We start from the raw sequence: 26475 nt of genomic DNA, 5'->3' as shown, positions 1-26475 counted from the left end.
TGGGAACACCGTGGATAAAGGTTGTGGCGCAAAACGTTCAGCTCCGACTAGATAGCGAACAGACACTCAAAATAGCTTTTCATATTTTGATGTGAATGCAAGCTATATTGAGGAGTTGTTTTGGGAACACCGTGGATAAAGGTTGTGGCGCAAAACGTTCAACTCTGAAAACATCTTGAAACAAAAAAAAACTACTGCGACTTTTTCGTCACAGTAGTTTTTTTATAACAATTCTTTCAATAGTGATTTAACTTCTGGCTTTTCTAAGTAAAGAGAATGTTCTAGTTTTTGATAATAATCTAACGCTTTTTTTTGTTCTTTTGAAAAAACATACTCTCGTTGTTCAAAATCAACAAGCACTTCAGCGATTTTTTGGTTGTGGAGCGAGTGAGCAAGGTCTTTCCATTCTTGTGTGCCTACCTGTTTACTGGTTGATTTGACTTTAGCGGTCGGCGAGGATTCTCGACGTAGGGCTTTTAAAAACCCATTACGGATCACTCTTGGCAAACTATCAAAAAAACCTTCTGTAAATCCATAACAAGCATACTTTTCCCAAATCAAGGTGTAGATAGCCGGTTGGATAAAACGCTGTTGTTGTGCACACTCCCTCGCTTCAGCTAACTGATGTGTTGGTTGTTCTCGATTAAACAAACGCAGTTCCGCAATCAACGAGTCAAAGTAACTGACTGGTAATTTCGCCTTTGTATCTCGCAAGACAACTTGCCAATCTTTTCGCAAAAATGAACGGTAATTTGTCAGAAATTCTTCAACGTCCCTCGTTAGTTCTTCTGTAAAATCCTCAAATAATTCCTTCTTTGCTCGACTTTTCTTTGGTTGATTGGCAATCTGTTCCCCCATTTTTTTGATTTCATGCGCTAGTGCCTGATAGTCTGCTAAATAAATAGGCATCTGTGCTTGTCGAAAATCTGCTACTCGTTTAGCCAGATGAACGTCTGGCAAATACGGACGTTTTATTCGTCGATTGTGGTACAAAGAAAAGAGATATTCTTGCCACAACTCTTCTGGAAATTCGATATTTTGTTGTTTTAGCCATAGTAGCTCATCCAATGCTAAATCAACTTTTGTCATCCCTTGATGGATTGAACTCGCGATTGTTGGTGAAACGTGCAAATGTTCGGCAAAGTGATTGATTCCTAGTTTTAGAATTTTTCCTGTTTTTGGCGATTTAACGATGTATTGAACTTTTAATTCTCGCCCACAATCACAATATAACTTTTCTTGTCTTCGGGAAGTCCGAAAAAAAGGATTGATTTTAAAATCAGCAAATACCCAGTCTGTAGCAGCTAAATAATTTTCTTCCATAAAGCGTGAATTGATTAAATAGCGCCGATATTGATCAACTAATTGGCGTTGTGGTTTCGTCAATCGTTCATAAATTTCAAAGCGTTGATTGCTGGTATATTGTTTTGATACTTTGATTGGATAATTCTTTTTGTTTAGTTCTTTGGGAAACCATTCTTCAAACACTGCTTTCCATTCTTCCATAACGTTTCCCCCTTAAAAAAGAAGCTGAGAACTAACGATTCGTTAGTTGCCAGCCTCTACCTCTACTATTTGATTGCTAATTATTAGTGAGTCGTACCTGCATTACCAGAAATATCGTGTTCATTTTCAATTGCAGCTTCAACCGCATATGTTAATGAATCGGCAATATCATCTAATGACATAGAAGCTGTACCTACTGGGCGATCAATTACTTGATCAGGTGAAAATGGCACATGGATAAAGCCACCACAAATGGTTGGAAATTCTGTGTGAAGGACATGTAATAAACGATACATGATATCATTGCAGACAAACGTTCCTGCAGTGTAAGAGATATATGCTGGTAGTCCGTGATCGTGAACATTTTTAGTCATTGCTTTGATTGGCAATGTAGTGAAATAAGCGGCTGGTCCATCTTCTTCCAATACCGTATCAAATGGTTGGTTTCCTTCATTATCAGGAATACGCGCTTCTGCTAGATTGATTGCTACTCGTTCAAATGAAACGGCTGAGCGACCTCCTGCTTGTCCAACACAGATAACAATTTCTGGTTGATGTTCTTTAATGGCTTCTCTAACTACTTGGCTACTTTTGCCAAATACAGTCGGTACTTCTAATTTGATAATTTCTGCTCCCGCAATCTCTGCAGGCATTTTTTTTACAGCTTCATATGCTGGATTTACTTTATCGCCGCCAAATGGATCAAAACCTGTTACTAATACTTTCATCTTTTGTTCCTCCTAATTATTTAAATAAAATCATATAAGCAATTTGGAATACTAACATAAATAAAGCAATAAATAATTGATTTTTGATTACGCCGTACTTGTCTTTCATTTCTAACATAGCGACTGGCACAATATTAAAGTTTGCAGCCATCGGTGTCAAGAGTGTCCCACAAAAACCACAAGTCAAAGCAACCATTCCAATCAACGCTGGATTTGCTCCTTGACTAAAGACAAATGGTGCACCAATCCCAACCGTCATAACTGTAATTGCTGCGAAGGCATTCCCCATAATTACTGTGAAGATAACCATTCCCACTGCATAGATAATAATCCCAATATTCACGTTTCCTTCAGGAACAATCGTACCGACAGCATTTGAAATCACCGTTCCTACTCCTGCGCTAGTAAACACAGCACCTAATGAAGCAAGTAACATTGGCAACATACTCAACGGACCAACTGTTCCTAACATATCAGCTGCATCATCTAAGAACGTGGTAGGCTGATTGTCGCGAGAAAAGAACATCAAGATTGCCATCGCTGCAAAGACGCCGACACCAACACCGACTAAAGCACCTAACTTAGTGAACAAGGCAAACAGAATTGCAAATACCCCAATACTTAACGCTGGAATAAAAATTTTCATGCCTAGTTTACTTGACATTTTTTCCATATATTCTTTTGAAGGCAAGTGGCTGTCACCTTTGCTGACTCTTTTCGCAATGGCCGGAATCGTCATAGCAAAAATCAAGATACCACTTACTAGCGGTGGCAGCCATCGACCAGCCGCAATCACGACACCTAATGTTGCCCAAAAAAAGGCCGAGCCATAGCGATGCGGATTCGTTTTATCAAGTAGATTTCGTAGCCCTGTATAAATCAAGACTAGACCCATGATGATATATAAAATTTCAAGTAATTTATCACTTAATAAAATAGCAGGATTCGTAAAAAAATTCATCTTATTGCTCCTTTTCTTGAGAATAGTACTTCTTCGCTAATTTCTTTTCTTTCAAATAGAAATAAATGCTAGAAACAACTAATGCCGTAAGGGCTACTGGTACTTCAACCAAGGCTAGTTGTCCTAAAGTCACTTCGTAACCTAAATCTTTTAGTGTTGATTGTACAAGCAAGGCGCCCGCACCACCAATAAATAAAACTTGTCCAAAGAACCAGCAAATATTTTCCATAGCAGATGCCATTCCTTTAAGCTCTTCTTCGTGTTCTGGGTGAACTTTCAGTCCTTTTGATTCAACGGTACCTAATGCCATTGGTAAAATAATTGGACGAACAAAACCTGCAACGCCCCCAAAGCTTACATTAAATGCCGCAAAAATCATTCGGAAAACTCCGTAAATATCGATGATCATGCCAGCTGAAACTTTTTTAAATCGTTGGATCAAAGCGGCAGCAGACTCTTTCAGCCCATTTCTTTCTAACGTTCCGGTTGCTAACATGATAATAATAAAAATAGCCATTCCTCGATTATTTACAAAGCTGGTTCCTAATAATTCAAGCATGCCATTAATCCCTAAACCACCTGTTAAAGCAGTCACGACTAAAGCAACCATCACAATCAAGATTGAATCTAATTTTAGTGCAAAACCAATAATAACAATTAAAACGCCTAAAAGGCTCAGATAATTCTCCATTTGTTTTCATCCCCCAAATAACAAGATATTTTTTAATTATAAAACAAATCCGAATGAAAATATAGATGAAATCAAATGAAAAAACTTCAATGTGCGAAAATTCTGTCAATTGGTTGTCAAAATCAAAAAAACTGTAATCAGTCACACAACGATTACAGTTTTTTATAAGAACTTTAGCCTATCAAGTAGAAGATAAAATAAATGATCCAAAGGTGAACAGGATAAAAAACATAGAAGAAATATTTATTCCATTTACTACCTGTTCCACCTAATTGTCCATTATACAATCCAATTAATGGAACAACTGTCACCATCATAAATTCGTTATCAAAAGTTAAATAACCATACAAACTTTGATATACCGGCATCTGGACATAACTAGCAATAGCTAGGCCAAGTAAAATCATAGTATAAACAAAAATACCGATGAATAATTTGTTTCTTTGCCTTTCTTCTTGGAAAACAAACATCATAAGCATCATTGGAATCAGATAGATCCCTCCTTCTGATGCTGCCGTGAGTACAAGCAAAACTAAAAATGTCAAAATCAAAATAGTTCTTCGACCTACACTGCTTTGTTTCATGACAGCTAGCACCCACATCATACAAAACAAAAGAAATAGCGTAAGAAAAATATTATGCGGCCCTAAAAACAAAAAGTAATTAGGTTGATGTGTCAAAGGATCAATATAAGCGCCTGTCAGCAATTGATACACGACATTTCCACTTGCCGTGACAAGTGCCGCCAAGCCCAAACGCTTCGCATACTTTGCTCGACTCCGTGTATGCCTGAACCCTTCTACTAATAAGAAGACAAATAATGGTGCAACAAATCTCCCTAACCAAGCTACCCACAAGGGAAAACCTAACTGTGACCCAAAATAACTATTTACGTGATCCACGACCATAAAAACAATTGCGAACCATTTTAATTGAAAACTATTTATTCCTTTAAAAGCCACTCTTGAACCTCCAACGATTTTCATTATTTAATAACATTTGTCAAGTATACTAAGTAATAAGGAATGTCACCATTCTAAGAACAATTATTTCTCTTACAATTTTGTTGGATAATGTTTTTTTATCTTTAGAAATGCCAACGTATGTAAAATGTGCTATACTGACACTATCAATCGAATACAAAGCTGCCACCGGGTAGCATATGAGGATGATCATTCCGTTAGGTCTTTGAAGGAATGGTCCTCCTCTTTTTTGTGTTCAAAATTTTAGAAAGGAGCATTGGTTATGGCATGGTTAGAATTAATTGTAGCGGGGGTTCTAGAAGTATTCTGGTCAACAATGATGAAATGGAGTGATGGTTTTTCAAAAGTCAATTATTCGATCTATACGATTATTGGCATGATTGCCAGTTTTTATTTTTTATCAAAAGCCATCAAACACCTACCTATGAGTTTGTCTTATCCTATCTGGACAGGGATTGGAGCACTGGGTTCCGTTATCATCGGTGTTGTCTTGTTTCATGACAAATTGAATACAGCAACTTGGCTTTTTGTCGGACTTTTATTGATTAGTATCGTTGGCATCAAAATGACAAGTGGTCATTAAAAAAGAAAAAAATGAATTCGGTCAATTTGCGTACGTTACGTCAAAAACAGCTATCATTTTTATTGATTTGTATTACGCTATTAATAGTGTGCAAGTAGCTTTCCCCTTTTAAACAAAAAAGAAGGTAACTAAGGTTCTTCCCCTTAGCTACCTTCTTTGTTTATTATTTCAAGACTTTCTATTCATAACTTTTTTCACTCTTTAAAGAACTTGCTATCAACTACACATGAAGTTTTCCTGTCCCAAATAGAAGTAAGGCTACGACCCCTACTAAAGTGACTAAAATCAACAAGAAGCGATCGATTTTCACATGGTCGACTGGTTGTTCCTGCTCTTTTCTAGCTTGAAGATAGAAGTAAATACCTGGCAAGAAAAGAACTAAAACGAGCATGACTTCATTAAAAGCAACAACAAACATTGCCCAAACTTGAAAGGCACTTGCTAATAATCCAATCAAAAACTGTCCGATTTCACGACGTTGATAAGACAACTTCATTTGATACAATCCAAGAAATAACCACGTAAAGAAAATTGCTGCCGTCCCCAAAGTATACGCAAAATTATACGCTCTATCCGTAAATAAAAGTGATAACAAGAAGACATTTGTACATAACGTTGTTAAAACAATTGCGAAAGTCGGCGCACCTTGCGCATTTACTTTGCCCCAACTGTTTGGTAACAGACCATCCTGTGCCATATTACGCATTGTTTCTACTGGCAAAATCGTCCACGAAAGCCATACGCCAAATAAAGAAATAATCAAACCACCATTTATCACGATGGCTCCCCATTTACCAACCATTTTCTCAAACACGTATCCCATAGCTGGTTGTGTTTGGATCGATTGAAGTTCTTTCATGGGCATCGTTCCGTATGGAAGCATGGAAACTAACACATAAATCAAAATTAAGCCAAGAATCCCTAAAATCGTTGCTTTCCCAACATCTGATTTTTTCTTTGCACGCGAACCAACAACAGATGCTCCTTCAATCCCGACAAAGACCCAGAGCATTACCATGATACAACTTAAAATTTGACTTGAAAATGGAACAACTTGCCCATTGGCTGTCAAAATAATATCACTTGAAAAGTTTGCAATAAATTGTTGAATCGAGAACGTACTGATTGCTACAACAATGAACAAAAAGAGTGGAACTAATTTGCAAATCGTCACGATTGCATTTACGATACTCGCATTTTCTACGCCACGATTGACCAACCAAGCATATCCCCAAAGTAAAAGAGTGCTCATCACCACGGAAGGAATATTTTGGCCACCAGCAAATACTGGGAAAAAATAGCCCAATGCACTCATCAGTAACGTTGCAAAAGCAACATTTCCTAACCAACAAGTCAGCCAATAGCCCCAACCACTGATAAATCCTGCGAACCGACCAAAGCCCGCTTCCGCGTAGCTAAAGATTCCGCCTTCTAAATCTGGTCGTTTCTTGTTCAAATTGTTAATAGACAAAGATAACATCAACATTGCCGAGCCGACAAGTAACCAACTAAAGAGCGCTGCACCTCCTGCTGAACCAGAGATGTCCGTCATGATACCAAAAACGCCGCCTCCGATCGCCGAACCAATGACCATGGCAGCTAACGGAATTAGCCCGATCCCTTTTTTCTGTCGCTCTATCTCATTCATGCAAGTATCCTCCAAATAAAAAACCGCTTTTATCAAATTATAACAAACCACTGTTGCTTTTCGTCATTTCATCAAAACTCTCACAAAATTATTATTTTATACATTTTTTTCTAATTATTCACATAACACCGCATAAACATTCGCCTTTTTCTTTCTTCTGTTTCCTAAAAAACATGCTATACTAAACAGACGAATAGGAGGAACTCAAATGAACATTTTATATATCTCAATCTCTGGTAATACGCGTGCTTTCGCTCGTCACTTGATGGAATATGCACAAGAAAAACATCAAGAAGATAACACTTTACCTGAAATCACGCTGAAAGAAATTCATGAAAATAGTGATTTTGAACAAGAAACTGAACCCTTCTTTACATTTGTTCCGACTTATTTGGAAGGCGGGAACGGAGTTGATAATGGTGATACTGAAATTTTGACTGAAACGATGCGTGAATATCTAGAATTTCAAAATAATTATCGCTATTGTTTAGGTGTTGTTGGTAGCGGCAACAAAAATTTCAATAATCAATATTGTTTAACAGCTAAACAATACGCACAACAGTTTGGATTTCCTTTTTTAGCTGATTATGAACTACGTGGTACACCAACTGATGTGGCACAAATCTATCAAACATTGACTCAAGTGTTTGTTGACAATCAATAAACTAGAAGAACATTGATTAGGTAATAAACTTAACCAATTAACGATAAAAAGAATCGCCCGACGACACTTATAAAAGCGTCGTCGGGCGATTCTTTTCTTTGTTGCTAGCTGGAATTACTGTACGTTTGTTCAGATCAAAAAGTTTGAGTGGCTTCTCAATTATTTTTTCGGAGCTGATCGCTTGGAGCTGCAACCTCCTTATACTGTTTTCACATCCATCACAGCTGTTTTAGCCTTCATTTCACCTGTTTTTTCTAGAACAAAATTTTCCACATGATCCATATTTGTCAAAAGAACCATCATTGACGTTTCTTTTCCAGCAGCTTTGATTGCATCAAGATCAGCATTTGCTACCAATGTATCAGTCGTCACTTTTTGTCCTTCTGTCACTTTCACATCAAATGGCGCCCCACCAAGATCAACAGTATTGATTCCCATATGAAGTAATACTTCGATTCCATTTTGTGTTGTAATACCAATTGCGTGTTTTGTTGGGAAGACGGATTGAACTGTACCAGCAACTGGAGAATAAATTTGTCCGTTAGTTGGTTCAACAAAAAATCCTTCCCCCATCATCTTTTGCGAAAAGACAGGATCACTTGCTTCTTCTAATGATAAAACTGTTCCATCAGCAACTGCTGTCAATACAACTTCATTTGTTGTTGCATTGCCACTTGTTTCTTCTGCTAACGCTTCTTTTTCTAATTGTTCTTTCGGAATTCCAAAGAAGAATGTTGCCACAAATCCGCCTGCATAAGCTGCAAGTAAACCTAGAACATAGCCCCACCATTTACCATCTGAAATTAATGGAATCAATGCTGCACCTGAAGGCCCAATAGCAATCGCACCCACATTACCAATCATTCCAATCACTGCACCACCGATACCACCACCAATACATGCAGTGATAAATGGACGACCAAGTGGTAAAGTTACACCATAAATTAGTGGTTCACCAATTCCTAAGATACCAACTGGCAAAGCACCTTTGATCATTTCTGTTAATTCTTTATCTTTTTTACAACGAACCCATAAAGCTAACGCTGCACCAACTTGCCCAGCACCTGCCATCGCAAGAATTGGAAGCAATAGTGTACGACCTGTTTCATCAATCATTTGCACATGGATTGGTGTCAAAATTTGGTGTAATCCAAACATAACCATTGGTAAGAATAATGTTCCTAGAACAAACCCTGCAAATGCTCCGCCAACATTTAATACCCAATCGATTCCGCCGACCATGCCGTCTGAAATAAATCCAGCTAATGGCATAATCAAGAAGATTTCCACTAAGCCAATTGCGATCAGAGATAATGTTGGTGTCACGATGATATCAATTGAATCTGGTACCACTTTGTGTAATTTCTTTTCTACTATTGAAAGTAACCAAACGGCAAAAATTACACCAAGAATCCCACCTTGCCCCGCTGCCAAAGCTTCACCAGTAAATAAATTTTTCAATGGGGCTTCTGGATTCATTCCAGTTAGCATCACAACGGCACCAATTACCCCACCAAGAGTTGGCGTTGCACCGAAAACTTGTGCTGCGTTAATCCCCGTGTAGATGACTAAGTAGCTGAACATTCCATTTTTCAGGATATTCATTACATCGATATATTGTTGCCAAGTTGCTGCATCAAGACTTCCTGCTGTAACTAAGTTAGCCAATACAGCGGCAATCCCCGCGACAATCCCCGTTCCAACAAAAGCGGGAATCATTGGTACAAAGATATTAGAAATATCTTTTAAGATTGATTTGATTTTCGATGGTTTCTGTTTTGATTTTTGTGCTGCTTTCATTGCTTGTGCTCGTTCGTTCACCAAATCTTTGCCTGAATTTGCTGCGTGTTCTGCTGTAGCATGCTCTGGCAATTTTTCACCTAATTTCACACCCGCGAGATCAACCATTTGTTGAGCAACTTTGTTTACTTTCCCAGGGCCGATGATTACTTGTAGTTGTTCATCTTCAACAACACCTAAGACACCTGGAATCGCTTTTAATTTTTCTATGTCAACGAGTTCATCATCTTTGATTTTCATTCGTACGCGTGTCATGCAGTGGACAATGCTTTCAACATTGTCCATTCCACCAGATTCTTCATAAATACGTTTTGCTAGTTCTTCTAAAGTCAATTCATTTTTAGCCATCAGTTGCTCCCCCTTATAAGGTTCCTTTTACAAAACCATTTGCCTCAACTAATTTATCCTGCGCTGTTTCTTTATCACTATTTGTTAAAATCATAACGATTGCTAATTTAACATTTTGTTCTGCTTCATTAAAGTATCGCTCAGCAGTTTCATAGTCAACTTCTGTTGCTTGCATGATAATTCGTTTTGAACGTTCCACTAATTTTTCGTTGGTTGGTTTAACATCGACCATCAAATTATTGAAGACTTTTCCAATACCAATCATGCTGATTGTTGAAATCATATTCAAAATCAATTTTTGAGCTGTCCCAGACTTCAGACGCGTTGAACCAGTCAAAAATTCTGGCCCTGCATCGACTTCGATTGGGAAATCTGCATGTTTACTGATTTCAGCATTTTTATTGCAAGAAATCGTTGCAGTTAATGCACCAATTGAACGTGCATAATCTAAACCGCCAATGACATAAGGTGTGCGTCCGCTTGCGGCAATCCCGATGACCATGTCATTTTTCGTTAAGTTTAAATGGATCAAGTCTTCTTCGCCAAGCTCGAATGAATCTTCTGCACCTTCAACAGCCACGGTCATTGCTGCCTCACCACCTGCGATTAAGCCAATCACCATTTCTGGCTCAACACCAAATGTTGGTACACATTCTGCTGCATCTAGTACACCTAAACGACCACTTGTACCTGCACCCATATAAATCAAACGTCCACCTTTTTTAAATGAGTCAATCGTATGGGCAATCACTGGTTCAATACTACCTAGTTCTTTTGCAACTGCTTCTGCGACTTTTTGATCTTCACGATTCATCAATTCAACCGCTTGGGTTACGCTCATCTCATCCAGTCCAAATGTTTCTTGGTTTCTACGTTCTGTTGTTAAGTTCTCTAAATTAATTTTGCTCATCTTTTCTTCCCTCTTTACGAATTAGTTGGTAGTTGGTACCTGCATGAATCTGTTGAATCAATGGCAAGTCTTCTGCAATCACTTGAGCCACGACATTCACTTTTTCATCAGCTGGTAAATTTCTTTTGATTACTTGAATCTCACCCATGTAACGAAGATAATTCTCATTGTCGATCGTAACGCTTCCGACTGTTCGTTCAATCGTTTGATTAGGTGAAATTGGCGGGATTTTCTTAAATCGTGCGTCAGCACTTCGAATGACATCTCTTGCTTCGTCTTGGCGATTAACGTGCGTTCCTAGGACTAATTCACTCAAGTTTTCATCAATTACTTCTACTTGTAATGAAATCATTTGTTCATTTTGATAAGTTGCAAATTGTCGTTGCACGCTTTCTGATAAACCTGCATCACCAATGTAAATCAAATCCGTTTTACACTCAGCTAACTCTAGAGCTGCTGCTAGTGGATGTACACCACGATGTTTTTCTAAAGTAGGTAATCCTTGATATAAAGGACCTCGTAAATCAGTATCACCAGCAACAAATCCTTGAATTGTAAATCCTTGATCAGCTAACCATTGATTTTTTTCTTGATACCATGATTTAGCTAAGCCCGTTTCTGGACGTGGATAGTAATTATGCCACGCTTCAAGATTAGAAAAATCTGCTTGATACCTTTTTAACTCGCTAATATCTTCTGGTGTGATCGTGCTAGCATTTAAACTAATCTTTAATTGATGTGACCAATCAGCAATCTGTTCATTTGATAATTCATAGTCCATTCGTAAACCGGTTACACCGATTTCTTTTAGTGGTGTTAGATCAGTGAAAGAAAATCCGGCTCGCTTCAACGCATCTCCTGAAATATCCACCATTAGTTCTAGCTGATTTTTTTTCGCTTCTTCACCCAATTCCCTTAGTCGTGCTTGATAAGCACTGACGTCATCTTCTGGAATATGCATCGAAGTAAAGATACCAATAAAACCGCTAGTTGCCATTTTATGAATGTACGCTTTCTTTTGCAGAGTTAATGGTTCATTCATAAATATTGAAAACCCAAACATGTTTATCCCTCGCTTTATGTATCCGTCTTCATTTCTATGAACAGAGTATAACGCTTAAGAAATGAAATTTCAATACTTTTATAAAAATAATTAAATTTTATTTCTTCAATAAACAAAAAAATAGCGTGACTATTCTTTGTCACGCTACTTTTACTCATTTAGTTATAGGATAGTAATTCGGTATTTTCCACAAAGAAATCAAAAAATTTATCATTTGGCATTGGCGTAAAATAAGCATTGATTGCCCGGATCAACGCATTATGACAGACTAGCAGATAAGTATTTTCTTCATCTGCTAGACATTCCTGTAAAACTGGCACTACACGCGCGTACATATCAAAGAGTGACTCACCTTCTGGAAATCGTACCCCAAATTCTAAACGTGCTTCTTGAAATATCGTTTCATTACTAGGCATGCCATCATATGCACCAAAATCCATTTCCATCAAACGTGCGTCAGATACTAGTGGCAAATCTATTTTATCAGCAACAGCTTGTGCTGTATCTTTTGCTCGTTGTAATGGCGAATGAATGATTTTAGTTACTGGCACCTCAAGTGTCGCAACTTTATCTGCTAATGCTTTTGCTTGCTGTCTTCCTTTTTCTGTTAAAGGAACATCTGCTCTTCCACAAACAAGTCCTTGAACATTCCAAGTAGTTTCTCCATGCCTAGTTACATATAACATCTCATAAAACTCCCTTTGCTCTTTGTCTTTGATTTTTACAAACTACCTACAACATACCAAAAGCTGGCAATAACGTCCACCTTTCAAGTAAATAAGAACTAGTTAATCGGCATTAAAGTAATCACTTGATTCGCGACTTTCTTCAAGAAAGTTTGGTCATGTTCCACAAAGAGCATTGCTGGTTTTATGCTGAGTAACAATTGTTCTAGTTGTTCTTGATTGAACACATCTAAATAATTCAAAGGTTCATCCCAAATATATAATTCAGCAGGTTGCGCTAACGATTTCGCTAACTCAACTTTTTTCCGTTGCCCCATACTCATTTGTTCGATTTTATTATGAAAGACTTCGCGTTCCATACCTAATTTTCGCAAATTGTTTAAGAAAGCTTGATAGTCCACTTGATTTTTTTCAGCAAATTCACTAAGTGTTCCACGATTATCTTCATAATTTTGGCGCACATAACTGATGCGAAGATTCTGAGGATAACTCACTTTTCCATCAGCAGTTCCTTGAAATTGATCGAGTAAGTAGTAAATTACTGAAGACTTTCCAGCACCATTTGGTCCCGCTAATGCAACTCGTTCCCCCTGTTCAACCGCAAAACTAATTTTTTTAAACAATGGTGACTCATAGCCCAATTGTAAATCTTCAACACTCAACAAACGTTTATGATAGGAAGGCTGATAATTCATTGTCAATGCATCGATATATTCAATATCTTTTAACAATTTTTCTTTTTCACCAATCTGGGTTTCCATTCGATTGACGATTGCCTTCGAGCGTTTCATTGTTCGAGCAGCGTCCGCCCCAATTGCTCCAAGGTTTTTTCGGCGGTCTTCCGTATCAACAAATCCAACACGCTTCTTCGTTTTATCGCCTTCACGGGAACGAGACCATTCTGCTTTTTCTGCAGCTGTTTTTTTTAATCGACTAACTTCTTTTTTTATTTTTTCATTCTGCGCCAATTCAAATTCATCACGAAGGCGTTTTTGTTCTTCATAAACAGTAAAATTTCCTTGATAGAGCTCTAACTGTGTTTTTTCAATTGCCAATACATGATCCACCACTTCGTCAATAAACGTTCGATCATGACTAACCACAATAAATCCTTGATGTTTCTTCTTCAAGTATTTTGCTACTTGTTGCCGACCTGCTAAGTCTAAATGATTCGTTGGTTCATCAATCAATGGAAAGTGCGCTTCGTCTACAAATAACAATGCCAATAAGACTTTTGTTTTTTCTCCACCAGAAAGAGTATCAAATGGACGCCACAATATTTCCGGATTTGTTCCCATCAAATTCAATTCGCGTTCAATTTCCCAAATCTCAAAGTCAGTCACATCAGTCAAGACATAATAAGTTAAGCGACTAGTATCTTGTGTTTTTTGCGGAAAATAGACAAATTCCTGTTGATGGATGATTTGTCCTTGATAAGGTAATTTGTTTTGTAAAATCATTAAGAGCGTTGTTTTACCACGACCATTTCGGCCAATCAATCCTAATTTCCATTGTGTATCGAAGTTTAAGTTCGCTTCATTAAAAATAGTTGTTTCTTGGTTATCATAACCAAAAGTTAGTTGTTTTATTTCAATTTTAGACATCAATCATTCACCTCGTAAAAAAAGCCCAGTCCTATTCTCAGAACTGGGCACAAGGGTATGGGCACAAAAAAAGACCCCTCCATTGAAAAACTAGCCAATCCTGAAAATCTGCACACTGCTCCCTTGTCTTCTCAAGGTACAGTCTGAATGCAGCTTCAATCAATTGACTTATTTTTTCAATGCACGGATCCCTCACTTTGGCTTATTTGCCTATTACGTTAACATAGAATTTAAATTTTTGTCAATCAAAAAAATTAACATTGGATAAGGTGACAAATATTTCCTGCCAAAATAGCAATATTTTCCATTGTTCGTTCATGTTCCATTGCCTCATCTAATCGAATTGGCCCTAATTGAATACTAAAAACTGCTGGTAAATAGTTGGTTAATTCACCTAGATCCGGCTGGCGACTACCACAAAAAGCAACAATCGGTTTATTGTATTTTTTTGCTAACACAGCGACACCATAAGGAACCTTTCCATGAATTGTCTGTTGATCGATTCTTCCTTCACCCGTAACAATCAAATCTGCCTGTTTGACTTTTTCTTCTAATCCAAGCATTTGGCTAACTAATTCAAAGCCATTAATCATCTGTGCCCCAAGCAAAAATAACGCTCCACCTATGCCACCAGCTGCTCCACTTCCCGGAATTTTTTCAAGATCAATTTGATATTCCTTGGACCATTGTTCTGCTAGCTTTTTTGCTTGTTTATCTAAAAATTCAATTGTTTCAGATGACGCTCCTTTTTGTTTCCCAAATAATCTTGCTGCTCCATATTCACCGGTATATGGACTAGTTACATCCGCAGCAATCCATAATTTTGTACGGAAAAAGTGTGCTTTACTTGCTTGAAGATCGACTTTTTTCGTTGTAAGCAATGGGTTGCCATCTGTTATGCCTTCTAGCTTTGCACCTAAAGATTGCAGTAAGCCCAACCCACCATCTGAACAGCCACTGCCACCTAGTGTAACAATCATTTCATCGACTTCTTGCGCTAGTGCGTCCTTAATCACTTCTCCCAATGCAAAACTAGAAGCTAGCCGAATCGTCTGATCGGTTGCCTGTTTCAGTAAATCAATTCCAATCACTTCAGCTGACTCAATCACCGCAATTTTTTTCCCTTGCCACTGTGTAATCAAATAGCGACTTTCATGTTTTCTAAATAACAAATCGATTCCAGAAAAATTTTGCCATTTTCCGCCTAACGAGTGGAACAAAGCCTGCGCTGTTCCTTCTCCACCATCTGCAATAGGGATGTTCACCAACTGGTCAGCTGAGTGAACAGCTTGCCAACCTTGAGCGACTGCTTGATTTAATTCAAATGAAGTCGCGCTTCCCTTAAATGAATCAATTGCAACTAAAATATTCATTTACTTTCGCCTCCTAATGTACGATTTTGGGATTCTCTTTCTCTCAGTTAGACACTTTTATTCGTTTTTATCAAACAAAACAATCCTAATTTTTACACTTTTTCTATATACTAGAATAGAACTGTTTAAGAAACAAATTTCAAAGGAGAGATTTGACATGAAAATTGCTATCGCTGGTGCAGGCGCAATGGGTAGCCGAATCGGACTAATGCTTCATCAAAGTGGGAATGACGTGATTTTGATTGATCGTTGGCCTGCACATATTGAAGCTATTCGCAAAAATGGTTTGGTTGCAGACTTCAATGGGGAAGAAGTTGTTGCCAAAATCCCTATTTATTCACCTGAAGAAATGATTGAAAGTCACACACAAGTCGATTTGATCGTTGCCTTAACAAAAGCAAATCAATTAGACGACATGTTTCATGCGATTCAATCAATTATTACCGAGCAAACCCACGTTCTTTGTTTATTGAATGGCTTAGGACATGAAGACGTGTTAGAAAAATATGTACCGAAGAAAAATATTTTATTTGGTATCACGATGTGGACTGCCGGGTTGGATGGACCAGGAAAAGTAACATTATTAGGCAATGGTGAAATCGAATTAGAAAATCTTGAACCTGAAGGCGAAGCGTTTGCGCATGAGATCGTTCGCATTTTTGATGAAGCAAACTTGAATCCTGTTTATAGCCGAAATGTTCGTTATTCGATTTGGCGTAAAGCTTGTGTCAATGGTACGTTAAATGGCTTATGTACGATTTTAGATTCCAACATCGCTGGCTTTGGTGAACAACCTGTCGCAAATGCCATCGTTGAAACGCTTGTTGCAGAATTTGCCGCTGTTGCCGCTGAAGAAGGTATTCAACTTGACCAACCAGAAGTCAACGAGCATATTGCAGCAACTTATGATCCTGCCAATATCGGTCTTCATTATCCTTCAATGTATCAAGATTTAATCAAAAATCACCGTCTGACCGAAATCGACTACATTAACGGTGCTGTTTGGCGTAAAGGACAAAAATATGGTATACAAACACCCTATTGTGCTTTCTTAACACAACTCGTTCATGCAAAAGAAGGGCTTTTGGGCGCAAAATAAAAAAAAGAGCGTAAACCAAGTGGCTTACGCTCTTTTTAATGTATCTTTTTAATTACCTTCACTTTTTCAACCTTGCCAACAAATCTGCTTGATACTCGTAGCGCTCAAAAATTGATTCATCAATAGTTAAGAAACGCTGTGCCCAGTTTGGCGCATCAAAGAAATCAAGAATTTCTGGCGCAATTGGTTGATAAGCTTGGTTAAGGAATTCGGGTAACTCATCCAAAGACCGTTGCGACAATAAAAAGATATTATCTGGATGATAGCATTGATAATCAAAAATCACATCGTTTCCAGTCACTAATTTTTTCTGGAAGTATATAGATTCAAACGTTCGCAATGTCACACCCTGTTGTCCTGCGCGCAATAATTCCAAAATTCCTCGGCTTTTTGCCACTAATCTCAAATATTCCGAGTAACTTAAATAACCAGCTTGTTCGTTACCTCTCAATGGTAAAATAAAATAATTAGTGGTTACCGCCCTTGACGAAAATTCTGCTTGATACTGTTTTGCAATTTCCTTTCGACCATTGTCAGTCGCGCCAAAAAATAAATCTGTTGTGATTTGTTCCTGTGGTAATTGAACATTGGCAGAGTAAAAAGAGCTGTTATGTTTTAAACCTAACGTATGTGCTTCCAACGCATCAAAATGATAAACTTCATCAATTACTGATTCGTTTTGTATTTGCCTCAATAATTCATAATGTTCCTCTTTAAAGTGATTCCAAAAAAAGACGACAATTTTTGCACGTGTCAATGGACGAACTTGCATAGCCATCGCTACCTCAAATCCAAAATCCAAAAAAATAATCAGTTGATATTGGCGAAATTTAGCAGCATTTATTTGCAGAAACTGTTCGTCAAATAGCTCTTTCCCAGAAATCACTTCAAATGAATCAATGAAGGGAAAAAAATATAAGTTTTTGTCTTTCGCAACAAGTAAAATTTCATGATTGTCAGTCATTTTATTCTCCTCACTTTCCATAAAGAATTTTCCTAATCATAGCTCTTATAGAAATAGAAAAGCGAGTATTATGCTCTGAATTGATAAAAATTAATTTCTCTTTTTATCAATTCTTTTCATTTTTATCTTTTAATTTTATGATGATTTGATTAAAGTATCCAAAGAAATTTTTAGAATAGTTGAAATTGTCAGAATATTTGGTATTATTAAGCAATGTTATTTTTCATTCATGAAATATGTAAAGAAAAGAGGTTGTTTATGGAAAATACAAAATTAAAAAAACAAATGAGTTCACGTCATATTACAATGCTGGCATTAGGTGGCGCGATTGGTGCAGGTTTATTTAAGGGAAGTGGTGAAGCCATCAGCATCGCGGGGCCTTCCGTTTTATTAGCATTTGCTATTGGTGGGATTGTTTTATTTATTGTTATGACTGGTTTAGGAAAACTTGTCTTAGCTGGTGAGAACCAACATGGCTTGTCTGGGTTGATCCGCCCTTATCTTGGCGATCACTCTGCCGACTTTATTGACTGGGTTTACTGGTCACTATGGATGATCAATATTATTGCAGAAGCAGTCGCAGCGGCATCTTTTTTACAACTTTGGTTTCCTAATGTCCCTGCTTGGATCTTCGTATTGGTTTTAGCGCTCCTCACAACACTGATTAATCTTTATTCTGTGCGACTTTTTGCTGAAACAGAATATTGGCTAGCTTTTGCTAAAATCAGTGTCATTATTGCACTCATTCTTTTCGGACTTTATTTAGTTGGACAACAGATGTTTGGACATGGCGTTTTTCCCACCTTACAACAAATGACGAACCACGGTGGCTTTGCTCCACAGGGAATGAAAGGGGTCATTAATTCTTTATTAGTTGTGATTTATTCTTACGGTGGTTCTGAATTGATTGCTATTACGGTTAGTGAAGCAGACGATCCTAAAAAAGCCATCCCAAAAGCAGTCAAAGGTGTGATGGGACGAATTGTTTCCTTCTATATTATTCCTTTATTTCTACTTTTGATCATTTTCCCTTGGAACACACTTGCTGACAGCAACGTCAGTCCTTTCGTAATGGTTTTTGAAAAAATGAATATTCCATTTGCTGCGGACATTGTCAATTTTGTCATCGTTTTAGCTTTGTTTTCTTCCATCAATTCAGGCGTCTATGCAGCTTCACGTACACTGTTTTTCCGATTGAAGGATAAAACAGGTGCTGCAAAAACATTTGCGGTCTTAAACAAACATCAAGTCCCTCAACGTTCAGTGTTCTTTTGTACCAGCGTTCTTTACCTTGGTGTCATCCTTTCTTACTTTGTTGGTGATGAGTTATTTGGTTATCTAGCAGGCTCACTTTCTTACACCGTTTTAGTCATTTGGTTGATGATTGTTTCTGCTGCTTTTGTTCTTTCACTAAAGAAAGGTACTTTGTTCGATAAGAGCCTCAATCTTTTTGCGTTAGTTGCATTGTCGTTAATCTTCATTGGTATCCTAATGACCAATATACTTGGTGTTACTTTATTGACTGCTTTACTTTACTTAATTATTTTCTTTAGCTATCGAAAACCAAAGGAACCTTTAACTTTATCTGATAAATCCTAACAAAAAAGAAGGATGACAAACCTTTCGTCATCCTTCTTTTTTCTAATTACTTTAATGGTGTTTAAAAAGTAACTCCTCAATGTCGCTTGTATTCATTTCAAAATATAAAAAACTATTTTTGCTAGTCACTCATTTTTTTTTTGGAACTAATCACTTAGAACCACAACTTTACTAGACAATTAGAGGGTAAAATCAACAACTTTTGATTTTAACCTCTAATCTTATTTTTCACGACCTATTCTTCCTGTTTTTAAATATGCCGCTCTTATTCAGAAACTAATTCTGTTTCATCTTCTGTTTCAATTTTTGAAATACCTAAACCAGTGAAAGCACTCACCATTGAAAAGACTGGCGATAACAAACTAAAGAAAACAAATGGTAGGTACGTTAACGTTGGAACACCAAACGTACTTGCCACGAAACTACCGGCAATCCCCCAAGGAACTAAGTAATTAATAACTGTCCCTCCATCTTCCAGTGTTCTTCCTAAAACGGTTGGATCAAGTCCAGCTTTTTTGAAGGTATCTTTAAATGCATTTCCTGGTAAAATGACAGATAAGAATTGTTCACCAATGAAAACATTGACCCCAATACTTGTTAATAATGTTGTAAAAATCAATTTTGGTGTGCTGGTCATTCGCTTAGAAACAACATCCATCACAGTTGAAATCAACCCAAATTCAATTAACAAACCACCTAGAGATAAAGTCAAGATGATCAATGCAACGGTCGGCATCATACTTTCGATTCCTCCGCGGCTTAGCAACGCATCAATTTGCTCATTCCCAGTATTTGCCACAAATCCTGATTCAATTACAGAAGCTAATTGATTCACAGATGTTTGTGGATTTTGAATAAAAATCATTCCTACTGCTACAGCAATATTCAATAAAATGGTTAAGATGGCTGGTACCTTTCGCCATGCACATACTAACATTAAAACAAGTGGAATCAACGACCAAAATGAAATTGTAAAATTGGCTTCCAACGTAGTTGTGACTTCACGGATAGCTGAAAGACTTGCACCTTTATCCGTATGACCCAAGAACATGAATAAGAAAAATGAAAGTACGAATGCCGGAACAGTTGACCACATCATATGTTTGATATGTTTAAATAAATCTGCATCGACAATCGCTGCTGCCAAGTTCGTTGATTCTGACAACGGAGACATCTTATCTCCAAAGACAGAACCAGAAACAATGGCTCCCACGACTAAAGCTGGACTTAGACCTAGCGTTGTTCCGATACCGAAAAAGGCAATACCAATCGTTGACATAACTGTAAAAGCACTACCAACTGCACTACCTACAATCGCACAAACGACAAAGACAGATGGGACAAACCATTGAACACTGATCAAATCAAACCCAATCACCATCAAGGTTGGGATAATGCCCGCTTGAATCCAAACTGCGATCAATGAACCAACTAAAATAAAAATAAAAATCGGAATAATTCCTGGCTTGATTCCATTAATAATTCCCTCATGCAACCATTCTGAAGGGTATTTCTTTACAACAGCGTAAATCATGACCATCCCGATAGCTGCTAAAATGGCAATATTTGGTGAGATTTTCAATCCCACGACCCCAACTGCAATGCTCAATACGACGACTGCTAATACTAATGTTGCTTCTACAAAACTCGGATTTGCTTTTTTCTCCATGATAATTTCTCCTTTTTTAGTTAAAAATATTAGGTACTAAAAAAGAAATAATATCGAATCATCCCGCCACAATTCATTTTGGCTTCCTCCTCTGACTAAAAATAAAAAGACCCGTTTTCAACTAAGGACGAATTGCTCCGCGGTACCACCTTAATTAAAAACAGATCTGTTTTTCACTTTAAATAACATATTTTATTGTTTGAACTTTTCATGTAATTCGTTAACAAGGCTTGATCGGTTCGCAGCAACCACCGACTTTCTGAACAAAACACCTCTGCTACTACTGTTGAAAAGATGACTTTCATGAAGTTTACATCCTCAAGAAAAATTTGTCAACAAAAAAATCTGATTTATTTTTCTTCACTCAAAATAAAAGATAACAGTTTAGAAAGAAGATCCCTGTTCTTTCTTCTTCGCAAGCTGTTCTTGATGCTCTTTTTTTATTCTGGCTAATGTTTCTGGTTGTTGAAGCAAATCAAGTGCTGTCTTCGCTAAAAGTTCTGCTGCAATCGCAATCGATGCTAGTCCCTTTTCGCTTCTTGCTGCTGCTTTAAATTCAGTTGAATGCCCTGCAATATACGAATCAGAAATAGAGACTGTTGGTTGAATTGTCGGGATTACCTGACTAACATTTCCAACATCAGATGAACCTAAGCTTGTACGTTGTTGTGTTTCAATCTCTTCATCTGGAATCTCCAATTCTTGAAGATGATCAAAAAAGAGAGCATCAAACGAAGGAGTGACCACCACATCATCTACTGCATTTTGGAACAATCCAAATTCATAAGAAGTTCCAGTGCTGAGTGCCGCACCTTTCACGATATTTTCAACTTTTTGATAGACTTCATTCAACGTTTCACGGTTAGCTGCTCGCAAGTAGAAGCGTCCAGCTACATATTCAGGTACAACATTAGCGGCAACTCCGCCGTCTGTAATAATGCCATGAATATTGACATCCTTTGGCAAATGCAACCTTAACCCGTTGATCCCGTTGAATACTTGAATCAACGCTTCAAGTGCATTGATCCCTTTTTCCGGTGCTCCTGCAGCGTGGGAAGCAACCCCGTAAAATTTGATATCAACTGGATCATTTGCTAAAGATTCAGTAGTTTTTCCATAACGATAGGCTGGATGAACACAAAGCGCAGCATCCACATCTTCAAAAAGTCCTTCGCGAACAAAACTTCCTTTCGCTGAGCCATTTTCGCCGCCTTCTTCGCCAGGTGTCCCATAGACTCGAATCTCTCCGCCAAATTCGTTGATCCATTCTTTTACTGCGCTAGCCGCTAATACTGAATACGTTCCAAATAAGTTGTGTCCACATGCATGACCAATGCCTGGCAATGCGTCAAATTCAGCTAAGAAAGCAAGAGTTGGCCCAGGTTTTCCTGAAGCATAACGAGCATCGAAACCTGTTCGATGACCCGCGACTTCTTTTTCAACAGTAAATCCTTCTTTTTCCAGTTGTTTAATCAATGCTTCTGAAGAAAAAAATTCATAGTTGCTAACTTCTGGATGATCGTGGATTGTTAAGGCTAGCTCTTGATATTCTGGTAATCTTTCAGCAATAAATTCTTTCACAGATGTTGTCGTTTGTGTTGTACTCATAAAAAATTCCTCCCTTAGTCTTGGCTGGTTTATTTACGCCCAAATGTTTTCCATGCAGGAACACTTGAGCCTTTTGATGTTTTTTCGATTACTTTAGCTGTATCTTCTGTTTGGTACGCATCGACAATTTTTTGATATGTTTTATTGTTTTCATCTTCTTTTCTTGCAACAATGATATTGACATAAGGACGGGCATTTTCATCAACAGGTTCTAAGAAAATAGCATCACTCGTTGGATTAAATCCTGCATCGACTGCGACACCACTATTGATGACAGAAATATCTACATCAGATAATGCACGTGCCGTTTGTGAAGCATCTAATTCAGAAATCACTAGATTTTTTTTGTTTTCAGTAATATCAGAAACAGTCGGTGCTGGTCCTTTTGAGTCATCTACTTTGATTAAGCCAGCCGTTTGTAATAACAATAATGCACGGCCACCGTTGGTCACATCATTGGGAATAGCAACCTTTGCGCCATCTTTCAATTCTGTTATTTTTTTGAGTGAATTTGAGTAAATACCTAATGGTGCATTGACTGTATTTCCAATGGAAACTAAATCTGTTCCATGCTCTTCATTGTAGTTATCCAAAAAGAATTGATGTTGAAAAGCATTCAGATCGACTGAACCATCTGCTAATGCTGCATTTGGTTGGTTATAGTCAGTAAATTTAACATATTCCAAATTGATATTTTCTTTTTTCAAACGATCTTTCACGTCATCCCAAACATCGGTGTCTTCGCCAATCACACCTAGTTTAACTGTTGTTTCCTTTGATTTATCAGTGGTTTCAGCTGACCCTTTACTACATCCTGCTAACCAAACTACAGCAATAAGTGCAACTGCTACTAAACGAATAATTTTTTTCATCTCTTTTTCCCCCAATTAATGACTAATTTTTTTAATAATTTGATTACTAATAAATTGACTTAAAAATACCAAAAGCAAAATCAATAAGGTCGCAACAATCGTGACATCTGTTTGGAATCGATTATACCCTCGAGAAATGGCTAAATTACCTAGCCCTCCGGCACCAACCGCACCTGCCATCGTGGTCAATCCAATAACATTGATAATCGTCAAAGCAGATACTCTGACAATCCCTGGTAATCCTTCTAATAAATAAACACGCACGATGATTCCAAATGGGCTCGTCCCCATTGACTCTGCGGCCTCGATTACTCCAGGATCAACTTCTAACAAAGCATTTTCAATTTGTCTAGCAAAAAATGGTACAACACCAACGATTAGTGGAACCAACGCTGCTTTAGCACCGATTGTCGTCCCAACCAAAAAGCGCGTAGTAAGTGCTAAAAGCGACAATAAAATAATAAACGGAATCGAACGAATAACATTGATTGTTTTATCTAAAATTTCATAGAATAATCGATGCGCTAATAATCCATTCGGTCGAGTCACAACTAGGATCACACCTAGCGTGATACCAATAATTCCAGAAATTAATGCTGTCCAAAATGACATATACAATGTCTGCTTTGTTGCTTCAATAAATTCATCAGGAATCGCAGAAGCATTTGGTAAATATGTTTCTAGGAATTTGGTCATGCTATCTTCCTCCCTCAATCACTTTTATTTGTTCACTGCGTTCATTTTTCTTTAATACATGAACTGTCACACCTTGTTCAAATAAATAGTCTAAAGCTTTTTGACGTTGATTTAATTCACCGGCTAGAGTCACGATCAAACTTCCTAGCGGGACATCTTGAAGCAGTTCAACATTTCCATAAAGAATATTGGTCGTTACTTGATACTTACTGTAAAGTTGTGCAATTAATGGCTCATTAGTTTGCTCTCCCACATAAGACAATTCCACTAGCCATTTGTCATTTATTTGCTCAGCAAAATCAGGATATGCAGTAATTGTTTCCAATGCCTGATCGATATGTGTGGCTGTTCGAATAAAATCTTTTGTTAACGCTTGTTTCGGACGACTAAATATCTGGATGCTACTTCCTTGTTCAATGATTTTCCCCTCTTCCATCACTGCTACTTTGTTACAAACTTCTTTGACTACTTGCATTTCGTGAGTAATCAAGACAATGGTCAAACCCAATTTTTGATTTAGTTGTTTCAATAAAGCTAAAATTTGAAGCGTCGTCTTTGGATCCAAAGCACTAGTTGCCTCATCACATAATAAAATTTCAGGATCATTGGCTAGTGCTCTGGCAATTGCCACACGTTGTTTTTGACCTCCTGATAATTGATTTGGATACGCGTTGACTTTGTCTGAAAGTCCTACCAAATCTAATAATTCGGTCACTTTTTGTTGACGTTCCTGTTTGGATTTTCCTGTGTATTTCAACGAAAAATCAACGTTATCAAAAATTGTCCGACTATTCATCAAATTAAAATGTTGAAAAATCATCCCGATTTTTCTTCTTTTTTCACGTAATTTTTTGGGTGAGAGCTTGGTTAGCTCCACATCGTTCATCCAAACTTCGCCATTACTTGGTGATTGAAGTAAATTAATTACCCGAACCAACGTACTTTTCCCAGCCCCAGAATAGCCAACAATACCAAAAACATCCCCCTCATCAATCGTTAGATTAACGGAATCTACTGCATGGATCTCCTGCCCCTTTTGTTGAAAAGTGACAGAGATATTTCGTAAATCAATCATTCTTTCTCCTCCCTTATCGATACTAAAAAAAAGCATCCTCAAGCAAACGACTAGTGTCGCTTACTTGAGGACGCTTTTTGCGTGTTACCACCTCATGTTCGAACTGTATTCACACACAGTTCCTCTTCAAGTACAAACATACTCTAGCGTGCTATCGGACGCAGCCGTCACCGCCTTACAACTTGCTCGGGGTGAATCGCTCAATGGCCATTTTCCAAAAGTTTAATCTTGCTTCTTCTCAGCATGCTGAAGCTCTCTGTTAAAGATTTTACAAATGTACTTACCATTTCATCGCGAAAAATATATAAAAAAAGTCCTTTTACTAGCAAATGCTAGTAAAAGGACGACGTATCGTGTTACCACCTTTATTCGGAAGTTTCCTTCCCTCAGCCCAACGTCTCATCTGTAATGAGAGATTGGTGTTCGTTTTAACGGTCGAACGAATCCGAATTTGCCTACTTGTCGACAAATTTTTCTCCAAGGCCATTTTCAACTTTTCTTATACTGAACTCTTTTCACCAGCCAGAGTCTCTCTACGCAGTCTTCAAGTTTACTTTCCTTTTCATCGAAAAAAATATTTGGTTGTTGACGACTAATTTACAGGATGAATAAATGAAAGTCAAGCATAAAATTCATTCTTTTTTTCTAAGAGTTTTCTGCTGTTTTTTTTTCCACAAAATCAATAACAACTTTCAAATCTGTTCCTTGCTCGATAATTCGTAAGTTTTCTTTGTCTTTTTCCGAATAATTCCGCTCAAAACTTGAATCAGGTATCAGAAACACCCCCATGCCCGCACGCGATGCTGAAGTGGCACCCACTAATGAATCTTCAACTGCAAAAGCTTCATCTGCTGCTAATGCAGTTCGTTCCAATGCGGTTAAATAAGGTACTGGTGAAGGTTTATTTTCTGATACTTCATCTCCAAAAGTAAAAGTATCAAAATAATCCATTAGTTCAAATTGATTTAAAATAGCTGTCGCTCTTTTAGTAACAGTTGTCGTTGCTAAACCAAGTTTAAAATTCTGTTCTTTTAAATAACTCAATGCTTCTTTGGCATATGGTTTAAGCTGGATTTCTCCAGTCGTTAGTTTTTCATAAAAAAATTCTTCTCGTTTTGCTCGTACTTCTTGCACTTTTTCTGGGCTACCAGCTAATTGAACTAAGATATCAAAACTTTGTTTCCAGTTTTTTCCACCCCAAGCATTAACGATTTCTCGTGGAACCTCTATCCCAAATTGTGCAAAGCCCCAAACCCAACCATCACGATAAGCTCTTTCACTATCAACTAATAATCCATCTAAATCAAATATTGCGCCTTTCATTTCCCCACGTTTCCTTTCAAAA

Annotated in this window: 23 protein-coding genes and 2 other annotated features; of the genes, 4 read left to right on the top strand and 19 right to left on the bottom strand. The window is 37.6% G+C overall.

Annotated features, from left to right (window positions below; genetic code table 11):
- Positions 1 to 222: 222 nt before the first annotated feature.
- The 5 genes from AC4BD1_RS02310 to AC4BD1_RS02290 all read right to left on the bottom strand — a co-directional run bounded on the left by AC4BD1_RS02310 (position 223) and on the right by AC4BD1_RS02290 (position 4848).
- On the bottom strand, positions 223 to 1506 hold the full coding sequence (locus AC4BD1_RS02310; RefSeq protein ID WP_490485765.1) for a hypothetical protein: 1284 nt from the start codon (positions 1504 to 1506) through the stop codon (positions 223 to 225).
- Between the two features lie 83 nt (positions 1507 to 1589).
- Positions 1590 to 2234: a pyroglutamyl-peptidase I gene (gene pcp / locus AC4BD1_RS02305; protein ID WP_490485764.1), complete on the bottom strand. Its 645-nt coding sequence runs from the start codon at positions 2232 to 2234 to the stop codon at positions 1590 to 1592.
- Between the two features lie 16 nt (positions 2235 to 2250).
- Complete coding sequence (locus AC4BD1_RS02300) at positions 2251 to 3195, bottom strand: DUF979 domain-containing protein (protein WP_206910625.1); 945 nt, start codon at positions 3193 to 3195, stop codon at positions 2251 to 2253.
- 1 nt (position 3196) lies between these two features.
- Positions 3197 to 3886, bottom strand: coding sequence for a DUF969 domain-containing protein (locus tag AC4BD1_RS02295; protein WP_206910623.1), 690 nt, complete (start codon positions 3884 to 3886; stop codon positions 3197 to 3199).
- Positions 3887 to 4059: 173 nt separating this feature from the next.
- Positions 4060 to 4848: a TraX family protein gene (locus tag AC4BD1_RS02290; RefSeq protein ID WP_490466867.1), complete on the bottom strand. Its 789-nt coding sequence runs from the start codon at positions 4846 to 4848 to the stop codon at positions 4060 to 4062.
- Between the two features lie 283 nt (positions 4849 to 5131).
- On the opposite strand from AC4BD1_RS02290, the gene AC4BD1_RS02285 reads away from it, so the two are divergent.
- Positions 5132 to 5452, top strand: coding sequence for a DMT family transporter (locus AC4BD1_RS02285; protein ID WP_067485163.1), 321 nt, complete (start codon positions 5132 to 5134; stop codon positions 5450 to 5452).
- A gap of 220 nt (positions 5453 to 5672) precedes the next feature.
- Here AC4BD1_RS02285 and AC4BD1_RS02280 read toward each other — a convergent pair whose 3' ends face one another.
- On the bottom strand, positions 5673 to 7100 hold the full coding sequence (locus tag AC4BD1_RS02280) for a basic amino acid/polyamine antiporter (RefSeq protein ID WP_490485763.1): 1428 nt from the start codon (positions 7098 to 7100) through the stop codon (positions 5673 to 5675).
- Between the two features lie 208 nt (positions 7101 to 7308).
- On the opposite strand from AC4BD1_RS02280, the gene nrdI reads away from it, so the two are divergent.
- Complete coding sequence (gene nrdI / locus AC4BD1_RS02275) at positions 7309 to 7764, top strand: class Ib ribonucleoside-diphosphate reductase assembly flavoprotein NrdI (protein WP_490485762.1); 456 nt, start codon at positions 7309 to 7311, stop codon at positions 7762 to 7764.
- 198 nt (positions 7765 to 7962) lie between these two features.
- Here nrdI and AC4BD1_RS02270 read toward each other — a convergent pair whose 3' ends face one another.
- From AC4BD1_RS02270 to AC4BD1_RS02245, 6 genes are all read right to left on the bottom strand, one after another.
- On the bottom strand, positions 7963 to 9912 hold the full coding sequence (locus AC4BD1_RS02270) for a glucose PTS transporter subunit IIA (RefSeq protein ID WP_206910615.1): 1950 nt from the start codon (positions 9910 to 9912) through the stop codon (positions 7963 to 7965).
- A gap of 13 nt (positions 9913 to 9925) precedes the next feature.
- Positions 9926 to 10822 (bottom strand): N-acetylmuramic acid 6-phosphate etherase, encoded by an 897-nt coding sequence (murQ, locus tag AC4BD1_RS02265; RefSeq protein ID WP_206910613.1) that lies wholly within the window; start codon positions 10820 to 10822, stop codon positions 9926 to 9928.
- Positions 10809 to 11885: a DUF871 domain-containing protein gene (locus AC4BD1_RS02260; protein WP_206910611.1), complete on the bottom strand. Its 1077-nt coding sequence runs from the start codon at positions 11883 to 11885 to the stop codon at positions 10809 to 10811. Before AC4BD1_RS02260 ends, murQ begins: the two co-directional genes overlap by 14 nt.
- Positions 11886 to 12043: 158 nt before the next feature.
- Positions 12044 to 12571, bottom strand: coding sequence for a histidine phosphatase family protein (locus AC4BD1_RS02255; protein ID WP_490466863.1), 528 nt, complete (start codon positions 12569 to 12571; stop codon positions 12044 to 12046).
- A 98-nt stretch (positions 12572 to 12669) separates the two neighbouring features.
- Entirely contained in the window at positions 12670 to 14175 is a 1506-nt protein-coding gene (locus AC4BD1_RS02250; protein ID WP_490466862.1) for an Lsa family ABC-F type ribosomal protection protein, read from the bottom strand.
- Positions 14176 to 14429: 254 nt separating this feature from the next.
- Positions 14430 to 15548 (bottom strand): glycerate kinase, encoded by a 1119-nt coding sequence (locus AC4BD1_RS02245; RefSeq protein WP_490485761.1) that lies wholly within the window; start codon positions 15546 to 15548, stop codon positions 14430 to 14432.
- Positions 15549 to 15705: 157 nt separating this feature from the next.
- On the opposite strand from AC4BD1_RS02245, the gene AC4BD1_RS02240 reads away from it, so the two are divergent.
- On the top strand, positions 15706 to 16647 hold the full coding sequence (locus AC4BD1_RS02240; protein WP_490485760.1) for a 2-dehydropantoate 2-reductase: 942 nt from the start codon (positions 15706 to 15708) through the stop codon (positions 16645 to 16647).
- 58 nt (positions 16648 to 16705) lie between these two features.
- Here AC4BD1_RS02240 and AC4BD1_RS02235 read toward each other — a convergent pair whose 3' ends face one another.
- Positions 16706 to 17611 carry a WaaS/CpsH family glycosyltransferase gene (locus tag AC4BD1_RS02235; RefSeq protein ID WP_206910597.1) on the bottom strand — a complete coding sequence of 302 codons (906 nt, stop codon included), beginning with the start codon at positions 17609 to 17611 and terminating at the stop codon, positions 16706 to 16708.
- Positions 17612 to 17869: 258 nt separating this feature from the next.
- On the opposite strand from AC4BD1_RS02235, the gene AC4BD1_RS02230 reads away from it, so the two are divergent.
- Positions 17870 to 19210, top strand: a complete 1341-nt coding sequence (locus AC4BD1_RS02230) for an amino acid permease (RefSeq protein WP_490466860.1) — start codon at positions 17870 to 17872, stop codon at positions 19208 to 19210.
- Between the two features lie 265 nt (positions 19211 to 19475).
- On the opposite strand, the gene nhaC is transcribed toward AC4BD1_RS02230, so the two are convergent.
- The 6 genes from nhaC to AC4BD1_RS02200 form a co-directional block, all read right to left on the bottom strand.
- Entirely contained in the window at positions 19476 to 20879 is a 1404-nt protein-coding gene (gene nhaC, locus AC4BD1_RS02225) for a Na+/H+ antiporter NhaC (protein WP_206910595.1), read from the bottom strand.
- Positions 20880 to 21263: 384 nt separating this feature from the next.
- Positions 21264 to 22487 (bottom strand): M20 family metallopeptidase, encoded by a 1224-nt coding sequence (locus AC4BD1_RS02220; protein WP_490485759.1) that lies wholly within the window; start codon positions 22485 to 22487, stop codon positions 21264 to 21266.
- Positions 22488 to 22516: 29 nt separating this feature from the next.
- Positions 22517 to 23359, bottom strand: coding sequence for a MetQ/NlpA family ABC transporter substrate-binding protein (locus AC4BD1_RS02215; protein ID WP_490466858.1), 843 nt, complete (start codon positions 23357 to 23359; stop codon positions 22517 to 22519).
- Between the two features lie 15 nt (positions 23360 to 23374).
- Positions 23375 to 24055 (bottom strand): methionine ABC transporter permease, encoded by a 681-nt coding sequence (locus tag AC4BD1_RS02210; RefSeq protein ID WP_206910592.1) that lies wholly within the window; start codon positions 24053 to 24055, stop codon positions 23375 to 23377.
- Between the two features lies 1 nt (position 24056).
- Positions 24057 to 25130: a methionine ABC transporter ATP-binding protein gene (locus tag AC4BD1_RS02205; protein ID WP_206910591.1), complete on the bottom strand. Its 1074-nt coding sequence runs from the start codon at positions 25128 to 25130 to the stop codon at positions 24057 to 24059.
- A gap of 63 nt (positions 25131 to 25193) precedes the next feature.
- Positions 25194 to 25431: a binding site (T-box leader), on the bottom strand.
- 35 nt (positions 25432 to 25466) lie between these two features.
- Positions 25467 to 25705 (bottom strand) — a binding site (T-box leader).
- Between the two features lie 70 nt (positions 25706 to 25775).
- Entirely contained in the window at positions 25776 to 26453 is a 678-nt protein-coding gene (locus AC4BD1_RS02200; protein WP_206910588.1) for an HAD family hydrolase, read from the bottom strand.
- Positions 26454 to 26475: the final 22 nt, after the last annotated feature.

Source organism: Enterococcus sp. DJ147D b (assembly GCF_058216655.1).
Note: the sequence above shows the minus strand (reverse complement) of the source record. Positions and strands in the feature narration are given on the sequence as shown.

Excerpts from the sequence above, each read along its gene's own strand:
- AC4BD1_RS02310 (WP_490485765.1), bottom strand. The coding sequence starts at position 1,506 with ATGGAAGAATGGAAAGCAGTGTTTGAAGAATGGTTTCCCAAAGAACTA.
- pcp (WP_490485764.1), bottom strand. The coding sequence starts at position 2,234 with ATGAAAGTATTAGTAACAGGTTTTGATCCATTTGGCGGCGATAAAGTA.
- AC4BD1_RS02300 (WP_206910625.1), bottom strand. The coding sequence starts at position 3,195 with ATGAATTTTTTTACGAATCCTGCTATTTTATTAAGTGATAAATTACTT.
- AC4BD1_RS02295 (WP_206910623.1), bottom strand. The coding sequence starts at position 3,886 with ATGGAGAATTATCTGAGCCTTTTAGGCGTTTTAATTGTTATTATTGGT.
- AC4BD1_RS02285 (WP_067485163.1), top strand. The coding sequence starts at position 5,132 with ATGGCATGGTTAGAATTAATTGTAGCGGGGGTTCTAGAAGTATTCTGG.
- AC4BD1_RS02280 (WP_490485763.1), bottom strand. The coding sequence starts at position 7,100 with ATGAATGAGATAGAGCGACAGAAAAAAGGGATCGGGCTAATTCCGTTA.
- nrdI (WP_490485762.1), top strand. The coding sequence starts at position 7,309 with ATGAACATTTTATATATCTCAATCTCTGGTAATACGCGTGCTTTCGCT.
- AC4BD1_RS02270 (WP_206910615.1), bottom strand. The coding sequence starts at position 9,912 with ATGGCTAAAAATGAATTGACTTTAGAAGAACTAGCAAAACGTATTTAT.
- murQ (WP_206910613.1), bottom strand. The coding sequence starts at position 10,822 with ATGAGCAAAATTAATTTAGAGAACTTAACAACAGAACGTAGAAACCAA.
- AC4BD1_RS02260 (WP_206910611.1), bottom strand. The coding sequence starts at position 11,885 with ATGTTTGGGTTTTCAATATTTATGAATGAACCATTAACTCTGCAAAAG.
- AC4BD1_RS02255 (WP_490466863.1), bottom strand. The coding sequence starts at position 12,571 with ATGTTATATGTAACTAGGCATGGAGAAACTACTTGGAATGTTCAAGGA.
- AC4BD1_RS02250 (WP_490466862.1), bottom strand. The coding sequence starts at position 14,175 with ATGTCTAAAATTGAAATAAAACAACTAACTTTTGGTTATGATAACCAA.
- AC4BD1_RS02245 (WP_490485761.1), bottom strand. The coding sequence starts at position 15,548 with ATGAATATTTTAGTTGCAATTGATTCATTTAAGGGAAGCGCGACTTCA.
- AC4BD1_RS02240 (WP_490485760.1), top strand. The coding sequence starts at position 15,706 with ATGAAAATTGCTATCGCTGGTGCAGGCGCAATGGGTAGCCGAATCGGA.
- AC4BD1_RS02235 (WP_206910597.1), bottom strand. The coding sequence starts at position 17,611 with ATGACTGACAATCATGAAATTTTACTTGTTGCGAAAGACAAAAACTTA.
- AC4BD1_RS02230 (WP_490466860.1), top strand. The coding sequence starts at position 17,870 with ATGGAAAATACAAAATTAAAAAAACAAATGAGTTCACGTCATATTACA.
- nhaC (WP_206910595.1), bottom strand. The coding sequence starts at position 20,879 with ATGGAGAAAAAAGCAAATCCGAGTTTTGTAGAAGCAACATTAGTATTA.
- AC4BD1_RS02220 (WP_490485759.1), bottom strand. The coding sequence starts at position 22,487 with ATGAGTACAACACAAACGACAACATCTGTGAAAGAATTTATTGCTGAA.
- AC4BD1_RS02215 (WP_490466858.1), bottom strand. The coding sequence starts at position 23,359 with ATGAAAAAAATTATTCGTTTAGTAGCAGTTGCACTTATTGCTGTAGTT.
- AC4BD1_RS02210 (WP_206910592.1), bottom strand. The coding sequence starts at position 24,055 with ATGACCAAATTCCTAGAAACATATTTACCAAATGCTTCTGCGATTCCT.
- AC4BD1_RS02205 (WP_206910591.1), bottom strand. The coding sequence starts at position 25,130 with ATGATTGATTTACGAAATATCTCTGTCACTTTTCAACAAAAGGGGCAG.
- AC4BD1_RS02200 (WP_206910588.1), bottom strand. The coding sequence starts at position 26,453 with ATGAAAGGCGCAATATTTGATTTAGATGGATTATTAGTTGATAGTGAA.